The organism is Streptomyces sp. DSM 42067 (genome assembly GCF_055792885.1).
This window is the reverse complement of record NZ_CM147706.1, coordinates 995,233-1,016,253: the sequence shown is the minus strand read 5'-3', so window position 1 is coordinate 1,016,253 and position 21,021 is coordinate 995,233. Positions and strand designations below refer to the sequence as shown.

14 protein-coding genes are annotated in these 21,021 nt (G+C 71.4%); 4 read left to right on the top strand and 10 right to left on the bottom strand.

Features of this window, described 5'->3' with window-relative positions:
- Positions 1-17: 17 nt before the first annotated feature.
- From ACSMXV_RS04875 to ACSMXV_RS04865, 3 genes are read right to left on the bottom strand one after another with little or no spacing between them, the layout of a single operon-like run.
- Entirely contained in the window at positions 18-368 is a 351-nt protein-coding gene (locus ACSMXV_RS04875) for a UBP-type zinc finger domain-containing protein (protein ID WP_181864157.1), read from the bottom strand.
- Positions 365-1,828 (bottom strand): ATP-binding protein, encoded by a 1,464-nt coding sequence (locus ACSMXV_RS04870; RefSeq protein WP_473176467.1) that lies wholly within the window; start codon positions 1,826-1,828, stop codon positions 365-367. The genes ACSMXV_RS04875 and ACSMXV_RS04870 overlap by 4 nt, the downstream gene beginning before the upstream one ends.
- Positions 1,825-3,501, bottom strand: a complete 1,677-nt coding sequence (locus ACSMXV_RS04865) for an NAD(P)/FAD-dependent oxidoreductase (RefSeq protein WP_473176466.1) — start codon at positions 3,499-3,501, stop codon at positions 1,825-1,827. The genes ACSMXV_RS04870 and ACSMXV_RS04865 overlap by 4 nt, the downstream gene beginning before the upstream one ends.
- A gap of 185 nt (positions 3,502-3,686) precedes the next feature.
- Here ACSMXV_RS04865 and ACSMXV_RS04860 point away from each other — a divergent pair, with 185 nt between their 5' ends.
- Entirely contained in the window at positions 3,687-5,186 is a 1,500-nt protein-coding gene (locus ACSMXV_RS04860) for a glycoside hydrolase family 3 N-terminal domain-containing protein (protein WP_473176465.1), read from the top strand.
- A gap of 55 nt (positions 5,187-5,241) precedes the next feature.
- Here the strand turns inward: ACSMXV_RS04860 and ACSMXV_RS04855 are convergent, their stop codons facing one another.
- Positions 5,242-6,636 (bottom strand): glycoside hydrolase 5 family protein, encoded by a 1,395-nt coding sequence (locus tag ACSMXV_RS04855; protein WP_473176464.1) that lies wholly within the window; start codon positions 6,634-6,636, stop codon positions 5,242-5,244.
- An 8-nt stretch (positions 6,637-6,644) separates the two neighbouring features.
- Between ACSMXV_RS04855 and ACSMXV_RS04850 the strand changes: the two genes are divergently transcribed.
- Entirely contained in the window at positions 6,645-7,718 is a 1,074-nt protein-coding gene (locus ACSMXV_RS04850; RefSeq protein ID WP_473176463.1) for an N-acetylglucosamine kinase, read from the top strand.
- Positions 7,719-7,968: 250 nt separating this feature from the next.
- Complete coding sequence (locus ACSMXV_RS04845; RefSeq protein WP_473179237.1) at positions 7,969-10,209, top strand: glycoside hydrolase family 3 N-terminal domain-containing protein; 2,241 nt, start codon at positions 7,969-7,971, stop codon at positions 10,207-10,209.
- A 39-nt stretch (positions 10,210-10,248) separates the two neighbouring features.
- On the opposite strand, the gene ACSMXV_RS04840 is transcribed toward ACSMXV_RS04845, so the two are convergent.
- From ACSMXV_RS04840 to ACSMXV_RS04815, 6 genes are all read right to left on the bottom strand, one after another.
- A complete protein-coding gene (locus tag ACSMXV_RS04840) occupies positions 10,249-11,172 on the bottom strand; it encodes a carbohydrate ABC transporter permease (RefSeq protein ID WP_473176462.1) in 924 nt (307 codons plus the stop codon).
- Positions 11,169-12,185 (bottom strand): carbohydrate ABC transporter permease, encoded by a 1,017-nt coding sequence (locus ACSMXV_RS04835; RefSeq protein WP_473176461.1) that lies wholly within the window; start codon positions 12,183-12,185, stop codon positions 11,169-11,171. The genes ACSMXV_RS04840 and ACSMXV_RS04835 overlap by 4 nt, the downstream gene beginning before the upstream one ends.
- 2 nt (positions 12,186-12,187) lie before the next feature.
- Positions 12,188-13,567 (bottom strand): extracellular solute-binding protein, encoded by a 1,380-nt coding sequence (locus ACSMXV_RS04830; protein ID WP_473176460.1) that lies wholly within the window; start codon positions 13,565-13,567, stop codon positions 12,188-12,190.
- Between the two features lie 350 nt (positions 13,568-13,917).
- On the bottom strand, positions 13,918-14,589 hold the full coding sequence (locus tag ACSMXV_RS04825) for a peptidyl-prolyl cis-trans isomerase (RefSeq protein ID WP_473176459.1): 672 nt from the start codon (positions 14,587-14,589) through the stop codon (positions 13,918-13,920).
- Entirely contained in the window at positions 14,586-18,926 is a 4,341-nt protein-coding gene (locus tag ACSMXV_RS04820) for a glycoside hydrolase family 38 N-terminal domain-containing protein (protein WP_473176458.1), read from the bottom strand. Before ACSMXV_RS04820 ends, ACSMXV_RS04825 begins: the two co-directional genes overlap by 4 nt.
- Before the next feature lie 258 nt (positions 18,927-19,184).
- Positions 19,185-20,069: a MurR/RpiR family transcriptional regulator gene (locus tag ACSMXV_RS04815; protein WP_473176457.1), complete on the bottom strand. Its 885-nt coding sequence runs from the start codon at positions 20,067-20,069 to the stop codon at positions 19,185-19,187.
- A gap of 171 nt (positions 20,070-20,240) precedes the next feature.
- On the opposite strand from ACSMXV_RS04815, the gene ACSMXV_RS04810 reads away from it, so the two are divergent.
- Entirely contained in the window at positions 20,241-21,005 is a 765-nt protein-coding gene (locus ACSMXV_RS04810) for a sugar isomerase domain-containing protein (RefSeq protein WP_473176456.1), read from the top strand.
- Positions 21,006-21,021: the final 16 nt, after the last annotated feature.

The window sequence follows — 21,021 nt, the reverse complement described above, 5'->3', positions numbered from 1 at the left end:
TCGGACGAGCGTGGCGGCTAGTCCAGACTGTCGGCCCAGTTTGCCGGTACGCGTCCCTCGGGGCCGGGTGCGGGCTGATCGGCAGGGTGGCATTCGGGCGGAGCCAACTCCGGACCGGATTCGTACATCTCGGAGGTCTCGTAGTTCCAGAACCAGCCTTCGCCCGGTTCGAAGCTGCGGATCATCGGGTGTCCGGTGGCCCGGAAATGGGCGGTCGCATGCTTCGCCGGCGAGGAGTCGCAGCAGCCGATGTGGCCGCACTGCGCGCATCGCCGCAGGTGGAACCACCATCCACCGGAGGCTTCGCACTCGGCGCATCCGGTGCCGCTCGGCGGGGCGTAGGGGTCGATTCCGTATGGGGTGCTCATGAGGGCTCCTGTGGGGCGTCGGGGCCCCCGGTGGTCAGGGGCAGGCGTACCTGGAAACGGGTGTCGCCGGGGACGGACTCGAACCGGAGGTCTCCGTTGTGTTTGTTGACGACGATGCGCCAGGAGATGTCCAGGCCGAGCCCGGTGCCCTCGCCCACCGGCTTGGTGGTGAAGAACGGGTCGAAGATGCGGTCGCGGATCTCCTCGGGCACACCGGGTCCGGTGTCCCCGAATTCCACCAGGACGTGGTCGCCATCGAGTGCGGTACGGACAGTCAGTGTTCCTTGGGCGTCGGTGTCCGTGCTGTGCATTGCGGAGACCGCGTTGTCGATCAGGTTTGTCCACACCTGGTTGAGCTCGCCGGGGTAGGCCGGGATCTTGGGGAGGTTGCAGTCGTAGTCCCTGACGACGGTGATATCGGGGCCGATCTTGCCGGAGAGCATCAGCAGGGTGCTGTCGAGCAGTTCATGAACGTTGGCGACCTGGTAGGGCGCCCGGTCGAGCTGGGAGTACTGCTTGGCCGCGTTGACGAGACTGGAGACGCGGGTGGTCGAGTCCTCGATCTCGTTCATGAGGAGCTCGGTCTCGACGGTGTAGTTCAGCCACCGCACGGCGCCTTCGAGGGTGCCCTCGTCCACGGTTGCCGCGACCTGGTCAAGCCAGTCGGTGTCGAGGCCACCCTGGACGAACGTCGGGGCGAGCTGCCATCCGCCCGCGATGCCGTGGTCGTCCAGCCAGTCGGAGATGGCGTCCTCCCGGTCCGAGGCCTCGAGCGGGCTGAGGGTATTGGTCTTGGCGACCCGCTCGGCGGTGCGTTCCTGGACCTCGATGAGCGTTTCCAGGCTGGCTCGCTGATACGGGCCGCTCGCGATGGCGCGGAGCTTCTGGCGCATGTGGGCGACCCGCTCCCGCAACGCCGACGTGGCCCGCACCGCCGCGGCGGCAGGATTGTTCAGCTCATGGGTCAGGCCGGCGGAGAGCGAGCCGAGAGCAAGGAGCCGTTCTCGCTGTCCGATGGCCTCCTGGGAGTTCTTGGTGCCGAAGAAGAGCCCTTCCAGCAGGTGTACGGCCATGGGGAACCATTCGCGCATGACGGCGGCGAACGTGTCCGCGGGCAGCACGAAGAACCGCGAGGGCTCGGTGACGCGCATGGAGCTGTTGTACACCTGCGGCACCCGGTCGCCGAGGTATGCCTGGAAGGCCCCGGAGTACACGCCGCGGGTGGAGGTCCGGCCGGTCTCCACGTCGTAGGACCTGACACGGCGCGAGAGGACGACCGTGCCCTGGAGCAGTACGTAGAAGCAGGTCGCCGGGTCGCCTTCTGTGTACACGGGCCCGGGCTCGAACCGCTCCACGCGGCCTTCCCGGCACAGCCGCGCGAGCTGGTCCGGGGCCAGTTTCTCGAACAGGAACAGGGAGCCGAGCTCCTCCTGGCTACACGGCAGCGGCTGCCCGTTCACGACTGCTCCAGATACCGGTGCACCAGCATGACGGCCATGGCTCCCTCTCCGACGGCGGAAGCGACGCGCTTGGCGGACTCGGCGCGTGCGTCGCCCGCCACGAACACGCCGGGGACGTTCGTCTCCAGGTGGTACGGCAGCCGGTCCAGCTCCCAGCCCACCGGCGACTGCCCGTCGGGGGTCAGATCTGGACCGGTCAGGATGAAGCCGCGGGAGTCCCTGAGCACCGTGCCGTCCAGCCAGTCGGTCAGTGGGGCCGCGCCGATGAACACGAACAGCCACTGGGCGTCGACGAGTTCGGTGTGCCCGGTCGTCGTGTCGCGCAGGGTCAGCTGCTCCAGGTGGTCCGAGCCGTGGGCTGCCTCGACGACCGTGGTGGTGCGCACTGAGATCGTGGGTGCGTCCATGACCTGCTGTACGAGGTAGTGCGACATCGAAGCGGTCAGGGAAGACCCGCGCACCAGGATGGTGACCGACTTGGCGCCGCGGGCCAGGTACATGGCGGCCTGTCCTGCGGAGTTCGCGCCGCCGACGATGTACACGTCATGGCCCTGGCATGCGGGGGCCTCGGTCAGTGACGAGCCGTAGAACACCCCGCATCCGGTCAGCTCGGCCACGCCGGGCGCGTCCAGCTGCCGGTACGACACACCCGTCGCGAGGATCACGGAGTGCGCGGCGATCGCGGAGCCGTCCGAGAACCGTACGGTGCGTGACCCTCCGTTGACCTCCAGTGCGGTGACCTCGCGCGCGGTCAGAATCTCCGCGCCGAACTTCGCCGCCTGGCGCCGGGCCCGGTCCGTGAGCTGCGCCCCGGACACTCCGTCCGGGAAGCCGAGGTAGTTCTCGATCCGGGAGCTCTGGCCCGCCTGGCCGCCGGTCGCCGAGCGCTCCACGAGGACGGTGCGCAGGCCCTCCGACGCCCCGTACACGGCGGCTCCCAGCCCGGCGGGCCCGCCGCCGATGATGACGAGGTCGTAGAGGTCGGCCGCCGGCGTCGTCGCCAGGCCGACCTGGGCGGCGAGGTCCTGGTCCCCGGGCTCGGTGAGCGGCGTACCGTCCGGAGTGATCACGAGCGGGAGCCGCAGACCGTCCGCGCCGGCGGCGGAGAGCAGCCGTCGTCCTTCCGGCTCGTCGGACGAGTACCAGCGGTACGGCACCTGGTTGCGTGCCAGGAACTCCCGTACCTCCGACGAGCGCGCCGACCAGCGGTGGCCGACGACCTTGGTGATGGGCACCGCCCGGTGGTCCGTGTGCCGCCAGGTCTCCAGCAGGTCGTCCAGGACGGGGTAGAGCTTCTCCTCGGGCGGATCCCAGGGCTTGAGGAGGTAGTGATCGAGGTCGACGACGTTGATCGCGTCGATGGCCGCGTTGGTGTCCGCGTAGGCGGTCAGGAGCACGCGGCGGGCTCCCGGGTATACGTCGAGGGCCTGCTCCAGGAACTCGATGCCGTTCATCTGCGGCATGCGGTAGTCGGCCAGGATCACGGCCACCAGATCGCCGCGCAGCTTCAGCTCACGCAGGGCGTCGAGCGCGGACTGCCCCGACTCTGCGCGCACGACACGGTACGACTCGCCGTAGCGTCGTCGCAGGTCGCGGGCCACGGAACGCGACACACCAGGGTCGTCGTCCACGGTCAGGATGATGGTCCGGCTTGCGTCGGCGGCCTGTGCCATACGTCTCCCACTCGGAGCTGATCGTCGTCGCGGCCTGACGGCCGCGGCGCCCGTGTGCACCCGTACGAGTGATGCCCATCCTATGTTCGATCGCCCCGCTTCGCCGTGAATCGCGGGCGTACCCCGGTGTGCGCGCTTCGGGTGTGGTGAATCAATGATCCATCCTGTTCTTGACTTTCGGATGAATGAGCCAGAGCATCTCCGGGGTGACCCACTCCGTCCACGCACCCGCCGACCCTGCTCTTCCCGCCGACCTGGACGAGGCCGCCCACCGCTGCCTGGTCGCGGGCTTCGAAGGCACCACGACCGTCCCCGACACCCTGAAGCGGCTCGTCGACCGCGGGCTGGGCGGGGTCATCCTGTTCACCCGCAACGTGCGCGACGCGGAACAGGTTCGCCAACTCACCGATGCGCTGCGGGCGGTCCGCCCCGATCTGCTGGTGGGCATAGACAACGAGGGCGGCGGTATCGGCCACCTGGTGAGCGCGGGCGCGCCCGACGTCCCCGGCTCCTGGGCGCTCGGTGTCGCCGACGACCCCCGGCTCACCGCCCGCTGCGCCGATGCTCTGGCCGGACACCTGGCCTCGCTCGGCATTACCGCCTCCTACGCCCCTGTCGCCGACCTGCAGCACCATCCGGACAACCCGATCGTGCGTACCCGCTCCTTCGGCGCCGACCCCGAGCTGGTCTCTCGCCATCTGCGCGCCTGGATCGCCGCCACCGAGGCGCGCGGCGTCGCCTCCTGCGCCAAGCACTTCCCCGGCCACGGCGGCACCACCACCGACAGCCACCATGAGACGGCCGTCGACCCACGGCCGTACGACGAACTCGACCTCGCCCCCTTCCGAACAGCTGTCGCGGCGGGCGTGCCCATGCTGATGAGCGCCCACGTCGTCTTCCCGGCGCTGGACCCGGACCGCCCCGCCACCCTGAGCCCCCGCATTCTGAGCGGCCTGCTCCGTGACGAACTCGGTTTCGACGGCGTCCTGGTCAGCGACGCCCTGGAGATGAAGGCGATCGCCGACCGCTATGGCGAGGCCGCGGGCGCGCGGCTCGCGCTGGCCGCGGGCGCCGACCAGGTCATCGTCGCCGTGCCGGATCTTCAGATCACGCTCGCCTGCCGGAACGCGGTGCTGGATGCGCTGGGCAGCGGCGAGTTGTCGGAGGAGCGCGTATGCGAGGCCGCGGGGCGGGTGCGGCGGCTGGCCGAGCGGTACGCGACTCCGGCGGTCGCCGTCCACGGGTGGGACGGCGGAGCCGGACTGGAGGCGGCGCGCCGGGCCGTACGGAGCCGCCTCGTGCCGGCGCCCGCGAGGGGTGCCCATGTCGTCGACCTGTTCCCGCCGCCGCACCCCGCGCTCAACTGGGGCGGCGAGGACCTGCTGACCGAGCTGCGTTCCGTGGACCCCACAGCCAGCGGTACGGCGGTCACCGGACAGCCGACCGACCCCGCGGGCCTCGTCGCCGCCGTCCTGCGCCGCGCCGAGGGCGTGCCCCTGGTCGTGGCCACGTACGACGCGGGGCTGCACCCCTGGCAGGCGACGGTGCGGGACGCCCTGCTGGCCGGACGGCCGGACGCGGTACGCGTGTCCACCGGAATGCCGGAGGAGGGGGACGCCCTCTGCTCGTACGGCCGCGGCCGCGTGAACCTGCGGGCCGTGGCGGAGGTGCTGGCCGGACCATGAACCCCGCGCCGGCACCCCGCCATACGCGCGGCCCCACGCGCGGCCCCACGCGCGGTCAGGACACTCGTACGACGTCCGCGACACCCCGTGCCGTCAGGTACGCGGTGTCCTCGGCCCGCTCTGCCAGTACGACCGCCGGGCGTATGCCCTCCGCACGCAGCCGCATCCAGGCCTCGAAGAACCCGCCTCCCGGTCCGGACACGGACCGCGTGGCCGGCGTGCACTCCAGCACCAGAGCGGTGCTCCGGGGAGGCGTCGAGCGCGGCTTGGCGCGCAGTTCCGCGACGGTGTCGGCGAGGGCGTTCGCGATCGGCTTGGAGCGGCCGGTGGAGTCGAAGAGGCCCAGGGTGTACTCGAGTTCGGGGTAGTCGGCCAGGGAGCGGTCCACGTCGTGGGAGCACCACCAGGTCACGCCCCACAGCCCCGCGCACCCGGCCGCGTTCAGCAGGGTCGCGCGGGCGAACTCCGGGGCGTCGGCCGCGGGGATGTGCGGCTCGGGCGCTCCGGTCTCCTGGACCCAGACCGCACGTGCCGGGTCGTGGGCGTACGCCTTGGCGAGCTCCACGCCGTACTCGGCGAGATGCAGCACCTGCGGGGAGCGGGGGCCGTAACGGCGGGCGCAGTCGCCCGAGAACACCCACGGGTGGACGGTGGTCAGGTCGCCCTTGCGGGCCGAGGCCTCGGGAGTGAACGGGTGGTCGTCGCCGTACCAGGCGGCGTCGAAGGCGGAGTGCGTGACCAGGTGGTCTCCGCCGAGGCCCTCCCGGGCGGCGGCGAGCAGCGTGTCGAGGTAGTGGTCCACTTCCCCCGCCGTCACCGGGTTGTGCTCGACCAGGTTGTTGAGCTCGTTGCCCAGCTGGAGTCCGATGAGGTTGGGGCGGCCGTCGAGAGCGCGGCCGAGCGCCCGCAGCAGATCCGCCTGGGCCTCGATCGCCTCGGGGTCGGAGAACACGTTGCGGTGGTGCCAGCTGCGGGTCCACTCCGGGTAGAAGTCGAAGCTGGACAGGTGGCCCTGTACGCCGTCCACGAGGACGTCGAGACCGGCCTCGGCCGCCAGGTCGACCAGGTGCACCAGCTGGTCGACTGCGGTGGTGCGGATGAGGGTGCGGTTGGGCTGGAGGAGCGGCCAGAGGTGGAAGACCCGGACGTGGTCGAGGCCGAGTGCGGCTATCTGTGCCAGGTCCTCACGGGCGTGCGCAGGATCGAAGTCGTGCCAGGAGTGGAACCAGCCGTGGCGCGGTGTGTAGTTGACGCCGAAGCGGAGTGGCGGCGGGGGCGGAACCGCAGTGGACGCAGTGGATGCCGTGGACGCGTGTGGAGTGCTGATGGGGTCCTCCTCGGAGCCTGCGCGACCTCGCCGCCAGGACGCAGCTGCGTGCGCGGCGGCGCGGCGGCACGCGACCGCCGTAACCGGTCGGGCCTTGTCTCCGGCGAATGTATCAACCACCATGGTCGCTGATGAACAGTGAATTGAACCAGGATCGCGACGTGGGGGACTTCGCTGTCGGGGACGTCGACGACGGGGACCTCGTTGTCGGCCTGGACGCCGGCGGCACCCGCACGCGCGCCGTCCTGGCGTCCGCACGCGACGGCCGTCCGCGGGGTGAGGGCACTGCGGGACCGGGCAACGCCCTGACCGTCCCGGTGCCCCAGCTCACCGACCACCTCGCCGAGGCCGTCGCCCAAGCCGTGCCGGAACGGCTGCGCGGCCGAGTGGTGGCGGTGGCGGGCGGATTCGCCGGCGCCTCGCGGACCGCCGCGGACGAGCCGGGTCGGCTACGGGCGCACTCCGCCCTCTCCGCCGCGCTGCGACGGCTCGGCATTCCCGCGGCGTCGTTGGAGATCTGCAGCGACATCGAGGCGGCGTTCGCCTCCGCGCCCGGCCACCCCACCGACGGCCTCGCGCTGGTGGCCGGCACCGGCGCGGTCGCGGCCCGCATCACCGGACGCGTGTGTACGACGACCGCGGGCGGCGACGGCTGGCTGCTCGGCGACGACGGCAGCGGCTTCTGGATCGGACGCGCCGCGGTCCGGGCGGCCCTGCGCATGGCGGACGGGCGCGGCGGGCCGACGGCGCTGGCCGTCGCGGTCGGGCGGGCGCTGGGCCTACCGGGCGACGTGCTGCCGGGCGACGTACTGTCCGCCGACGTCCTGCCATACGACGCTGAAGGCGGCGCCCCCGAGTGGCCCCGCGGGCAGCGCGAGGCCTACCGCATGCACCTGCTCCCCGCCGTCATGGCGCAGCCCCCGGTCCACCTCGCCGGCCTGGCCCCTCTGGTGGCCGAGGCCGCACGGGACAAGGACGCCGTCGCGGAGGCGATCCTCGAGGAGGCGGCCGACCAACTGGCCCTCACTGTAGGGGCGTTGGAGCCACGACCGGGCGAGCGGGTCGTCGCCACCGGGGGCCTGCTCGGTCCGGACGGCCCGCTGACCGCACCCCTCACCGCCCGTCTGCACCCCCTCGGCCTGACCCTGGACTGGGTTGCCGACGGCTCGCAGGGTGCTGTGGCGCTCGCCCGCCTGAGCATCTGAACGACCCGCGCGTGCGAGACGACCCGCGCGTGCGAGACGACCCGCGCGTACGAAACCACCCACACCTACGAAAGGGACCGGCCGCATGCCGACTCCGCAACACGCGGCCGCCCAGGCTGATCAGCAGACCCCCGACCGCACACACCGCGGCGGAGAGCAGAACCCCGGCCGCAGCGCAGACCACGACCGCCCCCTCTACCGGGACCCCGACGCCCCGGTGGACGCCCGTGTCCGCGACCTGCTCTCCCGGATGACCCTGCGGGAGAAGGCCGGACAGCTCAACCAGCGGATGTACGGCTGGGACGCCTACCGCCGCACCCCCGACGGCGGCTTCGAACTCACCGAGGCCCTGTACGCCGAGACCGAGCGCTTCGCCGGACTCGGTGCCCTCTACGGGCTGATGCGGGCTGACGCCTGGTCGGGCGTCGACCACTCCACCGGACCGGGCGCGGGGGACGGCGCGGCCCTCGCCGACCTCGTCCAGCGCCATGTCATAGAGCGCAGCCGGTTCGGCATCCCGGCGCTGTTCGTCGAGGAGGTGCCACACGGGCACATGGCACTCGACGGCACCGTCCTGCCCGTCAATCCGGCCGTCGGCGCCACCTGGGACCCCGAGCTGTACGAGCGGGCCGCCGCGCACGCCGCCGCCGAACTGCGCGCCCGCGGCGGTCATGTCGCCCTCGTCTCCGCGCTGGACATCGCCCGCGACCCGCGCTGGGGCCGCACAGAGGAGTGCTTCGGCGAGGACCCGTACCTGGCCGCCCGGCTCACGGAAGCGCTCGTTCGCGGAATGCAGGGGGAAGCAGGGGCAGTAGGGGAAACAGGGGAACCAGGGGGGCCGCAGGACGGCCTCTTCGCCGACGACAAGGCCCCCGTCGTGCTCAAGCACTTCGCGGGCCAGGGCGCCACGGTCGGCGGCCGCAACTCCGCCGAGTCGGAACTCGGGCTTCGGGAGCTGCACGAGATCCACCTCCCGGCCGCCCGTGCCGGAGTCCGGGCCGGAGCCGCCGCCGTCATGGCCGCGTACAACGAGGTGGACGGGATGCCCTGCTGCGGCAACCGCGCCCTGCTGCACGGGCTGCTGCGCGAGAGCTGGGGTTTCCGGGGGCTGGTCATGGCGGACGGGCTCGCCGTGGACCGGCTGGCCCGGATCACCGGCGACCAGGTCTCCGCAGGCGCGCTCGCGCTGAACGCGGGCGTCGACCTCAGCCTGTGGGACGAGGGCTTCACTCACCTGGAGGCGGCGGTCGAGCGCGGTCTCGTCGGCGAGGACGTCCTTGATGCCGCTGTGGCCCGCGTGCTGAGCCTGAAGTTCCGCCTCGGGCTCTTCGAACGCCCCTACAGCGCGGACCGCTCGGCACAGCCGCCATCCCCGGACCGTGGGCGCGCCCTGAGCACCGCCCTCGCCCGCGCCGCCGTCACCCTCCTCCATGATGACGGCGGAGTCCTGCCCATACGCCCGGGCGTCTCGCGCATCGCTGTCCTGGGCCCGCACGCCGCCACCACCGCCCACCAACTCGGCGACTACACGGCCCCACAAAGGCCCGGCACGGGCTCCAGTGTGCTCGACGGACTGCGGCGACTGGCCCCGGAGAACGTCGACATCCGCCATGCCCGCGGCTGCGCCCTCACCGGGGACGACCGCTCGGACATCCCCGAGGCGGTCGCCGTGGCCGCCGCCTCCGACCTGGCCGTCCTGGTGCTGGGCGGCAGCAGCGCCCGTACGCCCGGTACGGAATTCGGCGCCAACGGCGCCGCGCTGACCGCCGTCTCCGAGATGACCTGCGGCGAGGGCGCCGACCTCGCAGGACTGCGGCTGGGCGCGGCCCAGCACGCCCTGCTCGACGGCGTCACCGCCACCGGCACTCCCACCGTGGTCGTGCTGATCCAGGGCCGCCCGCACGCCGTGCCGGAGGCGGCGGACCGGGCCGCCGCGCTGCTCACGGCCTGGTACCCGGGCCCCTGGGGCGGCGAGGCGATCGCACAGATCCTCCTCGGCCACGCGGAACCGACCGGCCGCCTTCCCCTCTCCGTCCCGCGCTCGGTGGCCCAGCTCCCCGTCCACTACAACCACAAGGACATCGAGTACGGGGCGTACGTCGACGAGAGCGCCGAGCCGCTCTACTCCTTCGGGCACGGGCTGTCGTACACGAGTTTCGCCTACGGCCGGCCGCGCCTGGCTCAGCGCACCGTCGAGGTCGACATCACCAACACGGGGCAACGCCACGGCCGTACCGTCGCCCAGCTCTACATCCGCCGCCTGCTGACCCCCGTGTGGCCGCGCACCCTCGAACTGCGTGCCTTCCAGAGCGTCGACCTGGCGCCGGGCGAGCGGCGCACGATCACCTTCTCCCTCGGCGCCGACCAACTCGTACAGGTCGGCGCCGACTTGGTGACCGCCGTGCTGCCCGGCGCGATGGAGATCCGTATCGCCGAATCGGCGCGGGCCGCTCTCACCGCCGTACCCGTCGTGCTGCGGATCGACGGGTGAGCGGCGGTCGAGCGGCTGTGGGCGGAGGCTGGCTGCCCGTCAGAACTTCACGGCCCCCGACGAGACGCCCTTGTAGAACCACCGTTGCGTGATGACGAACAGCACGAGCACGGGAATCAGGGAGATCACCGACCCGGCCATCACCACCCGCTGGTCGTAGCCGAACGACGAGGTCTGCAGACGGGCGAGTCCCAGGGTGAGGGTGAAGCTCTCCTCGGAACGCAGCACGATCAGCGGCCACAGGAAGTCGTCCCAGGCGGCGATGAAGGTGTTGATGGCGACGACCGACATCGAACCCAGGGCGCTCGGCAGATACAGATACCGGAAGCGCTGCCATTCCCCGGCCCCGTCGAGCATGGCCGAGTCCTCGATCTCCCGGGGAACGGCGAGGAACGCGGCCCGCATGATGAGGACGTTGATGGCGCCGACGAAGCCCGGGAGCCATACGCCGACCAGGCTGTCGACCAGTCCCAGGTCCCGGACGCTCAGGAAGAGGGACACCATGATCGCTTCGAAGGGGAACATCATCGAGGCGATCAGCAGCAGCCAGACTCCTTTTGCGCCCCGCCACGCCGGCTTGGAGAGCATGTAGCCGGCCATGGTGGAGAACAGCAGCTGGCTGACGAGCGACAGCACCACCACGATCAGGCTGTTCCAGATGTACGTCGCCACCGGCACCTGGTCGAAGACCTGCTGGTAGGCCCGCAGCGTCGGGTGCTGGGGCAGGAGGGAGGCGTTCGGGCCGAAGACGTCCTCCGTCGTCGACTTCAGCGAGGTCAGGAGCTGCCACAGCAGCGGGCCGACGGTGATCGCCAGCACGAAGAGCAGCAGGAGATAGCGGACCACGAGCTCGCGGGGGCGTCCGTAGTCCCGCCAGCGGAAGCGCCGCCGCGCGGCCCGCGGGGCGGCCGGGGTCCCTTTGGCGGTAGCGGTGCCCGTGGCGGTCGGGGTGCTCGTGGTCATTGCTCATCCCCCCTGGTGAGGCGCTGAGCCAGCAGCGTGAGGCCCAAGGTCAGTACGAAGAGGGCGACGCTGACCGCGGCGCCGTACCCGGCGTTGCCGCTCAGGGGATCGAGCCCGACGTCGCGGATGTAGAAGGGCAGGGTGCGGGCCTGGCCGCCGGGTCCGCCGGTGGGGCTGCCGAGCATGTAGATCTCGGTGAACACCCTCAGCGAGCCGATGCCGGTCAGCACGCCGACCAGCAGCATCGTCTGCCGCACGCCGGGCACGGTGACGTGCCAGAAGCGCCGTACGGGACCCGCGCCGTCCATGGCGGCAGCCTCGTGAAGGTCCTGCGAGACGTTTCCCAGCGCGGCGATGTAGAAGATCATGTACCAGCCGAGCCCCTTCCACAGTGTCAGGCCCATCGCGGACAGCAGGATCAGCCACGGATCTGACAGGAAGGGGATGGCTTCTCTGATCAGATGCGCCTTCTCCAGCCAGGTGTTGACCAGTCCCTCGTCCTTGAGCAGCCACTGCCAGCTCAGTCCGACGACCACGCTCGAGGCGATCACCGGTGTGTAGAAGGCGGACCGGAAGAACCCGATGCCGGGCAGCTTCTTCTCCACCAGCACGGCGAGCAGGAGCGGCAGCAGCACCATCAGCGGCACCACGATCACCGCGTACAGCAGGCTGTTGCGGGTGGCCAGCCAGAAGTCGTCGTCGCCGAGCATGCGGGTGTAGTTGGACAGCCCGACGAAGTTCGCCGCGCCGCCGAGCGGTTTGGCGTCGGTGAACGACAACACGAGGGTGTTGAGGAAGGGGAACACGCCGAATCCCGCCGCGCACACGATGGCGGGGAGTGTCCACAGCCAGGGCAGCCACCAGCGGCGGTACAGCGCGGCGCCGTTGGCGTCCGGTGCGGGGCCGGGCCGCAGCGCCCGGCCCAGACGCCGTATCCGGCCGAGGGCCGGGACCGGTACGGCGCTGCTCACCGTACCCGGCCCGGCCACCGGCTTCTCGGTCTGTGTCGCCACGGTCAGCTGCCCTGCGTCAGCAGCTCGTTAGCCTTCTCCTGGGCGTCCTTCACCGCTTGTTCGGGACTCTTCTTGCCCTGCATGGCCAGCTGCACCTCGGCCACGATCGCGTTCCGCTGCGGGTCGGAGAGGACGACCTCGTCGGCGGTGGCGGTCTTGAGCTGCTCGGCGACCACCTTGCGGGCCTCGCCGAAGGGGTCGTCTCCGGTCACGTCGGTGAAGAACGGGTCGTCCAGCGACTCGGTGGTCGTCGGGAAGATCACGACGTTCGGGTCCTTGCACCAGGCCGTCTGGTTCTCAGCGTTGGTGAGGAACTTGCCGAACGCCAGCGCGGTGGCGGCGTTCTTGCTGGTCGAGGCGACCCCGATGTACTGCGGGGCGCCGGTGGTGTGGCCGAGCTTGTCGAACGGGTACTGGCCGACGCCGGTCTTGTCGTAGACGGACGGGCTGTTCTGCTTCACGAAGCGCACGAAGCTGGGGTTCGTCGATCCATAGGCCACCTGGCCGTTGCCGTAGGGCGTCGAGGGGTCGTCGCTGGACGACAGCGAGTCCTTCGGCATCGCGCCGCCCTGGTACAGCCTCTTCATCCAGGCGACCCACTCGGTGGTCCTGGGATCGTCGGCGAAGACGAAGGACTTGCCGTCGTCGGAGTACACCTTGATGTCCATCTGCTGCCAGTCGGCCGGGAGGCGCCAGATCGGGTTGGCCATCGTCGCGTAGTACTTGCCCTTGGCCGACTTGGCGATCTTCTCGTAGTCCTCGAACAGCCCGAAGATGGTCGTCGGCGGCTTCTCCGGGTCGATACCGGCCTTCTTCAGCATCTCGGTGTTGTACGTGAGGTTGATTCCGCCGGTGTACCAGGGCAGCACGGAGTGGATGTCGGAGCCCGAGGAGTCCTTCAGGGTGCTCGAGTCCCAGAAGGCCGGGACGAAGGGCTTCCCCGCGTCGGGGTCCTTCTCGTCGAGGTTGAGCAGGTAGCCGGACTTGGTGAGGGCGGTCGCGGTGACCTTGTTCAGGTTGATCACGTCGGGCAGCGAGCACGCCTGGGCGTCCGCGACGTTCCGCTCGGTGAACTTGGCGTCGCCCGGGTCGTCGACCCACTTGACGGAGGTGCCGGGGTACTTCTTCTCGAACGCGTCGATCACCCCGTTGAAGAAGTCCCCGAAGTCCTTCTTCAAGTTGGTGGTCTGGAAGGTGATGTCGCCCTTCACGTCGCCGGAGAGCTTGCCGGACCCGACGTTGCCCGCGTCCACCTTGCAGGCGCCCGCGGTGGCCTCTCCGTCGTCGGAGCCGCCCGAGCCGCCCGAGAGGCCGCATCCCGCGGCCGTCAGCGACAGCACGACGAGACAGGTCAGGGATCCGGTGAGTCTTCTTGCGCGCATGGTTGGCCTCCTGCGACGAGGTAGCTGCGGGCCTCGCTGGCGCCCGCTCGGTCCCGGCTGGTTCAATTCACCAACTTCGACTCCGGTTGATGAAAATGTGGACCACAATTCATAGGAGGTCAATGGGGTGCCATGTTGCGTTTAGGTTCCGGCCGTGGCCGGTGTGCGCCTAGCGGCCCCTGGGCGCTGAACTCTCAGCGGCCAAGGGTCGCTAAGCGGGCCTGGCGAAGTCGGGTCCGGTTCTGCGCCCCTGTAAGGGGCGCGGGGCTGTATCGATATGCGGCTCCGCCGCGTGGGCGCGACCAGCCCCCACGGGCCGCGGGTTCGTCACCGCGATTCCCGCGGAGCGCTCAGTGCCGGTGCTCGTGGTCCGGGTGTGACGGGTCGCCCGGGTGCTCGTGCCTGGCGGCGTACACCACGCCGGTGCGGGCGCGGTCGAGCCATGCGAAGAAGGCACGGCGGCCCGCCGCCCGCCGCAGTTCGCGCTCGATGCCCTCACGGGCCCGCTCGTACGGCAACACGTGGTCCGGCGTCGGCTCGTCGAAGGGGTCGACGCCGCGCCGGAGGGCCTCCTGGGTGAGGAAGCGGTCCCGGTTGCGGTCGTAGTAGTCCCGCACGGTTGCCTCGGGGATCGCCTGCTCGCGCTCGAACACGTCCAGCAGGACACGTGCGGCCGGGGAGTGGGAGAGCACCGCCGCGACGATGCTGCCCAGATCGGCGACGTCCGCCTCCGCGACGGCGAGCACCTGGGACGACGACACCTCCTCCGGAGCCCTCAGCTGCCGTTCGGCGCAGGCCGTGCGCGCCAGTTCGTCCGCTACCACGACCTGCGTCGCCCAGCGCCGCCGCTGCCGTTCGGCACGGACGAGGGCATCGGGGCGCGTCTCGCGGTGGCGCGGCGGGACGACCGCAAGGAGCGCGTCCACGCGGTCACGGGGGAGTGGTTCCCCGTGGACGAGGGCGGCGGTGTCCCCAGGCAGGTCCGCCTGCGCGTGGACGTGTGTCGGCATGGGCCCGCTCATGGCGTCACCTCCAGCGTGACAGCCTGGGTGTAGGCCACGTTGCCGTGCCATGCCACCTTGGCCATCAGCCAGTACGACCCGGGCGGTACGGTCGTGCCGTCCACCTCGATCACGCACTGGGCCTCCTCGCCGGCGCCCACCGTGAACCCCTGGCAACCCGGCGCCACGCCCGCCCAGGTGCCCCAGGACGACACGGCCCACAGCGTGCCGTTGACGGGCCCCCGGGTGGTGTTCCGGACGGTCACCGGGACCTGGCCCCGCTCCCCCCGTCGCACGGTGACGCGCTCGGCGGCGAGCCGGGACACAAGGGTGGGTCCGGTACGCCCGTCCGGCTCGCCTTCGGGTACGGCACCCGGCACGTCGAGGGCGATGACGTCCTCGTACGTCTGACCGCCGTACTCGAGGTGGGCGGTGAGCCAGTGCCGGCCGGGTGCGGCGCCGGGTGGGGGCGTGACGGTCACCTCGGCGAGGGTGAAGCCGCCGGGGCCCAGCGCGTAGGGCAGTTCGGCGGGCTCGACGGACCAGCCGGGGGGTGCCGTGAGGGGCACGGTGCCGGACACGGGTGCGTCGGTCAGCTCCGAGCTCACGCGGACGGTCGCGGTGACGGGACGGCCGTCCGACGCGGTGAGGGCCCTCGGTGACACGTACACCGCGACGGGCATGTTGCCGCGCGGGGCAGGGCCGGAGTTGTGCAGCCAGTAGCGGGTGTGGACGGGCTGGGCGGGCTCGTGGGCGGCGACGCCGGGGCCGCTGGAGTGCTGCGCCGGTTGGGCGGGTTGCTGGGCGGCGGCGCCCGGACCGCCGGAGTGCTGCGCTCCGTCGGGCGTGGCCAGGACGGTGGCGACCTCGAAGCCGGTCAGGTGGGCTCCGAGGCCGCCGTCCCCGTCCGGGGAGAGGGGTTCCCCGGGCGTCTCCAGGACGTCGGCACGTGCGCCTTCCCTCCACATCACCGGTCCGCGTACCCGTGCCTGGACCGGACGGCCGTTCACCTCGTGCATCCGTACGACGACCTCGCGGCCGGGATCCGCCGGTGCCCCGCTTCCCCGGGCGAGCGGTGAGCCGGCCGGCTTGAGTGCGTCGAGGAGCACCTCGCCCGCGGGCTCGAGCGCCAGCAGGGTCGCCCTTCTCGGCAGGACGGCGACCTGGTCCCGCGACGACTGCCGGATCCGCGCGGTGAGCGGGTGGTTGAACCCATGCCCGGCCCGCGGGAGCCGCAACTCCCGCCAGTCGCCCGTGCCCGCGACGACGGCGTACTCGAACGTATGGGACCAGCGTTGGAGTTGGAAGGCCGAGCCGTCGGGGGCCGTACGGCGCGGCGGGTCGACCCAGATGCCCGACGGCCAGCCGGTGCAGGAGCGCATCAGGGACATGTAGAGGTCCCCGGAGGGGGTGACCACACAGCCGGGCGTGCCGCGGTTGAGCACGGCGAAGCTGCGCCCGTCCCAGGCGTCGCCCGGCGGAAGGGCCTCACCGCCGCCCGCCGCCGTGGCCCGCAGGGTCGCCGTCGCGTCCAGGTCGGCGATCAGCGCGTCGACCGCCTTCGCGTCGTCCTCGGGGCGGTCGCCCGCGACCACGAGCAGCGGCAGTCGTTCCAGGTCGCGCAGGTCGGCGCCGGGCACCCATTCCTCGCGCAGTGCGGCACGCGGCGCGACCCAGACGGCCGCCACGCCGGTCTCGGCCAGCTGCCGGCGCAGCTCGCGCCCGGCGGCAGGGTCCCAGCCGAGCGCCTCGGCGACCAGGGAGTTGCGGTCGGGGGCGCCTACGGCGATGCGGATGTCGGGGAGGTTGGAGTCGACTTCGAGGTCGCCGTAACGGGGGCCGTCGGCGACGGTCGAGGTCGCGGTGACGCCCGCGCGGACGAGCGCGGCCGAGAGCGGGGTGCCCAGTTCCCCGGCATCGTCCCAGGAGGCGTACACGAGCTCGGCGACGCCGATGGGCCGGTGGCCGAGGAACGCACCGGCGTCGTCGTGGACCGCGACCCGCGCGGTCGACCCCAGCCCGAACCACGTGTTCGCCGGGTTGTCCAGCGTCCATGGGAACCGCTCGCTGTCCACCTCCACGAACCCGAACCCGCGCCCGATCACGGCATCGGCGACCTCGTGCACCGGCAGCCCGCCCCGCACGTCGGACGGCCAGCGCACCCGGATGAGCCGGTCGGCACCGTCGTAGCCGTCGATGGTGGTGGCCACGTCCAGGCGGTCGACGCCCTTCCACAGGGTCAGCCGCTGTGTGTAGCGGAAGAGACCGAGGTCGCCGCGGACGGTGATCCGGGACCCCGCGGGGGAGCTCTCGACATCGATGTCGGCCCGGACGTCCCGGCTTCGGGCGGCGGTGGTGCCGGTCGGCGTGAGATGCCAGGGGCCCTCGCCGAAGCGTGGGTGCCTGGGGTACTCCTCCTGTACGACCAGTTCATTGCCGATGTCGCCGTGGCGCAGCAGCTCCCGGCCGCCCTCTGTCAGCAGGAGCAGACTGCTCACCGCGCCGCCGCGCGCCGGATCGACCGTCACCTCGTAGAACTCGTTGCGGATGGTGGTGCCTTCGCCCCTGGTCCACTCGGGCACCGAACCCTCGGCGACCGGAAGCGTCTTGAGCCCCATGCCGGGCACGTCCGGTACGACGACGCGGAGTCCGCCGTCCTCGCGCACAGCGGGCAGTGGGAGGCCGGTGCTGTCGTCGAGCGGGACGAGGTCCCTGGGATCGTGGAGGGTGAGCACGTCCCGGCGGTCCCAGGTGGCGGAGTTGAAGACGACGAGGTCGGTGCCGCCGCCGGGCAGCGGGGTCACTCTGTCGGCGAGGGCCTGGGTCGCGTCGGCGTGGACGGCCTCGGCGAGGTCGTACAGCTCGCGCCAGCCGGTGAGCAGGTCGATGTAGACCTGGTCGGACTCGGAGCCGGTGATGGCGTCGTGGTGGGCGCCGTAGATCAGCTGCCGCCAGGCCTTGTCGAGGGCCGCGTCCGGATACGGATGTCCGGTGACCAGCGAGGCCAGGGTCGCCCAGGCCTCGGCGTCGGCAAGCAGCGTCTCGCCGTACCGCTGGGCCTGCTTGGTGTCGATGTAGGAGACGTCCTTGCCGGTGTAGACGGGGTTCATGTCCCGCGTCTGCGGGGAGGCCTTGCGGCCTTCGTCCGCCAGCTGCGCGCGCACGGCGGCGAAGAAGTCCCTGGGGACCGCGCTGATGAACCGCGGCCACACGTAACGGGCGTTCCAGTCGCGGTGGATGTCCATCACCCAGCGGCACGGCGGCGCGTAGTCCCCGCCGACCGGGAGCAGCACGTTGCGGGTGAGCGCGACCTGCTTGAGCCCCTTGAACAGCTTGAACGCCGCGGCCTCCGCCTCGGGCAGCGTGGGCGCGTTGTCGATGACCCAGCCCGCGCCGTAGTGGTTGACCATGTACGCGGTCAGCAGCCCGCGACCCGACGGCGCGATCCAGCTGAACTCGGCCGGGAACTGCATCCGCTGGGGGTCCCTGGGCTCCTCGCCGAACACGGACAGCGTCGGTCCCCACTGGTGGAACGGCCCGCGCGCCCACGAACTGGAGCTGACCCCCGCGTCCGCCATCAGCCCCGGGAACTGCGGATCGTGCCCGAAGGCGTCCAGCTGCCAGGCGGTTTCCGGCGAGGCCCCCATGATCCGGCGCTGGAAGCCGTCGCCGTACAGGGCGTTGCGTACGGTGGCCTCGGCGCCGGTGAGGTTGGTGTTGGGCTCGTTGTAGGTGCCGCCCATGATCTCGACGCGGCCGGTGCGGATCAGCTCGCGCAGGAACGCGCGCTCCTCCGGGAAGGCGTCCCAGTACGGCTTGAGGTAGTCGACCTCCGCGAGCACGAAGGTGTACGCCGGGTCGCGGCGTGCCAGGTCGCAGTGGGCGCGGACGAGGCTCATGCCGGACTGGCCGCGCGAGTCGAAGGTGCGGGCCGGCAGCCCGGTGGCGGCCGGGTCGTCGGCGACGTCCCAGGTCTCGGTGTACGCGGCCTGGGTGTTCCACCACACGGGGTCGTAGTGGAAGTGGCTGACCATGAACATGGTCCAGCCCGGTTCGGCCGCCGTGAACGCGGCGGTCTGCCGGGCCTCTTGGGCCGGGTCGTCGGCGTCCTGGGCGGTGACGGTGACGTGGGTGCCCTCGCCGGGGGAGAGGTCGGCGGTCACGGCAATCTCGGCGCGTGCCGTGCCGTCGTCGCCCGCGGTGGCGAGGATCTCCCCGACGCCGCGGACGCCCGGGCCCTCGACGGTGATGCGGACCGTCCGGCCGGGGACATGGCTGATCTCGGCGACCACGACCTGGTGCGGCTGCTCCTCGGTACCGACGAAGAGCTCGGTCGACTCGACAGAGGTGACGCGCATGGGTCTCCTACGAGGGCTCGGCGGGGCCCCATGGTGACACCAGAGGGATGGTTCAAACAACCATCTGAATGTTTCCTCGGTGGTTCAGCCATGCATGTCCCGTCCGCGCCCGGCTCTTTGCCGCTGTGCATGACCCGCTCGTCACGGTATGCGCGACGAAGGTGGTTCATGCTCGGGGCCAGGGCCGAGGGGCACGCGAAAGCCGCCCTGGCCGGGCGCCGGGGCGGCTTACTGCGCGGGAAATTCGTGTGCGGAAGCTCAGCGACTGCGGCGGGACTTCACCGCGTGCTGCCCCGCGATGTGGTCGGTCAGCGCCAGCGAGGCGCTCGCGCGCTGGTAGGACAGCTGGGCGACCCGGACGTACAGGCAGTCGATGAGCACCAGCACGGAGTGCCGGGCGCCGATGCTGCCGGTGCGGAAGCTGGTCTCCGACGAGGAGGACAGGAGCCGGATGTCCGCGGCCCGGGCGAGCGGCGAGCGCGGGTCCGCGGTGATCGCCACGGTGGTGGCCCCGCGCTCCTTGGCGAGCTCGACCGGCTCGAGGGTCTCCCGGGTCGCCCCGGAGTGGGAGATGCCGATCGCCACGTCGGCCGGGGTGAGCAGAGCCGCGGAGGTGGCGGCGGCGTGCACCTCGGTCCACCCGCGGACCGCGCAGCCGATACGGAAGAGCCGGGTCTCCGTCTCCTGGGCCACCGCGCCGCTGCCGCCGACGCCGTAGACGTCGACGCGCCGGGCGCGGGCGACGGCCTGGGCCGCGCGTTCCACGGCGTCGAGGTCGATCCGGTCGATGGTCTGCTGCACCGCGCGCAGGTCGGCTGTGCCGACGACCTGGACGACCCGTTCGAGGCTGTCGTCGGGGGAGATGTCGGGGCCGATCTCGGCGGTGCCCCAGTCGGAGACCTCGCCGCGGCCGCGCTCCTGGGCCAGCTCGATCAGCAGGTGCTGGTAGGAGTCGAGTCCGATGGCGCGGCAGAAGCGGGTCACCGTGGCCTGGGAGGTGCCGGTGCGGCGGCCCAGCTCGGCGGCCGAGCAGTGGGTGACGGCGGCCGGATCCTCCAGGATCAGCTCGCCGACCTTCCGCAGGGAGCCCGCGAGGCGGGGCAGTTCGGTGCGGATCAGGGTGGTGACGTCCGTCGGGGGCATGTGAAGAAGGTATCAGCCACCGTTCTCACGGCGATTTGAATACCAGGACCGAGGGAGCGAGCCAAGCCCGCTCGTTGCCCGCCGCGGGGGCGTGTGATTTATTGATTCACTGATGGAGTTGTACGAGGTGGTTCAATCCACCATCAACCGTCCACCAGTAGGGAGTGTCGCGTGACCGCAGAGTCCCTGAGCGCCAAGGGTTTCGCGCGCGAGAGCCTGGCCGTCCTCGACCGCATCACCGAGTCCGCCCGCGACGAGGTCGCGCGCGCTGCCGAACTGATCGCGGAATGTGTGCGGTCGGACGGCGTCATCCAGGCCTTCGGTACCGGCCACTCCCAGGCTATCGTCCTCGAACTGGCCGGCAGGGCAGGAGGGTTGGTGCCCACCAACCGGCTGAGCATCGCCGACCTCGTCCTCTACGGCGGTGACGGGGCGAGCGTCCTCGACGACCCCCTCCTGGAGCGAGAGTCCGGGGTGGCCGCCAGGATCTACGACCTTGCCGCGCCGAGCCCACAGGACCTGTTCGTCGTCATCTCCAACTCCGGCGTCAACAGCGTGGTCGTGGAGATGGCCCTGCACGCCAAGGAACACGGCCACCGCGTCCTGGCCATCACGTCGCTGGCCCACACCCGGGCCGTCCCCGCAGCCCACCCGAGCGGCAAGAAGCTCGCCGACCTCGCCGACGTCGTCCTCGACAACGCGGCACCGCGCGGTGACGCTCTCCTCGACCTCCCAGGCGGCGGCTCGGTCTGCGCCCTGTCCACGCTCACCGGCGTGATGCTGGTCCAGATGACGGTCGCCGAGGCGGCCTCCCTCCTCCTCGCCTCCGGGGAACGCCCGCCGGTCTACGTGTCGGCCAACGTGCCCGGCGGCTTCGAGAGCAACCTGGGCCTGGAGAAGCGGTACGCCGGACGGATCCGCCGTCCCGCGAGCTGAGCCGCCATTGACATGG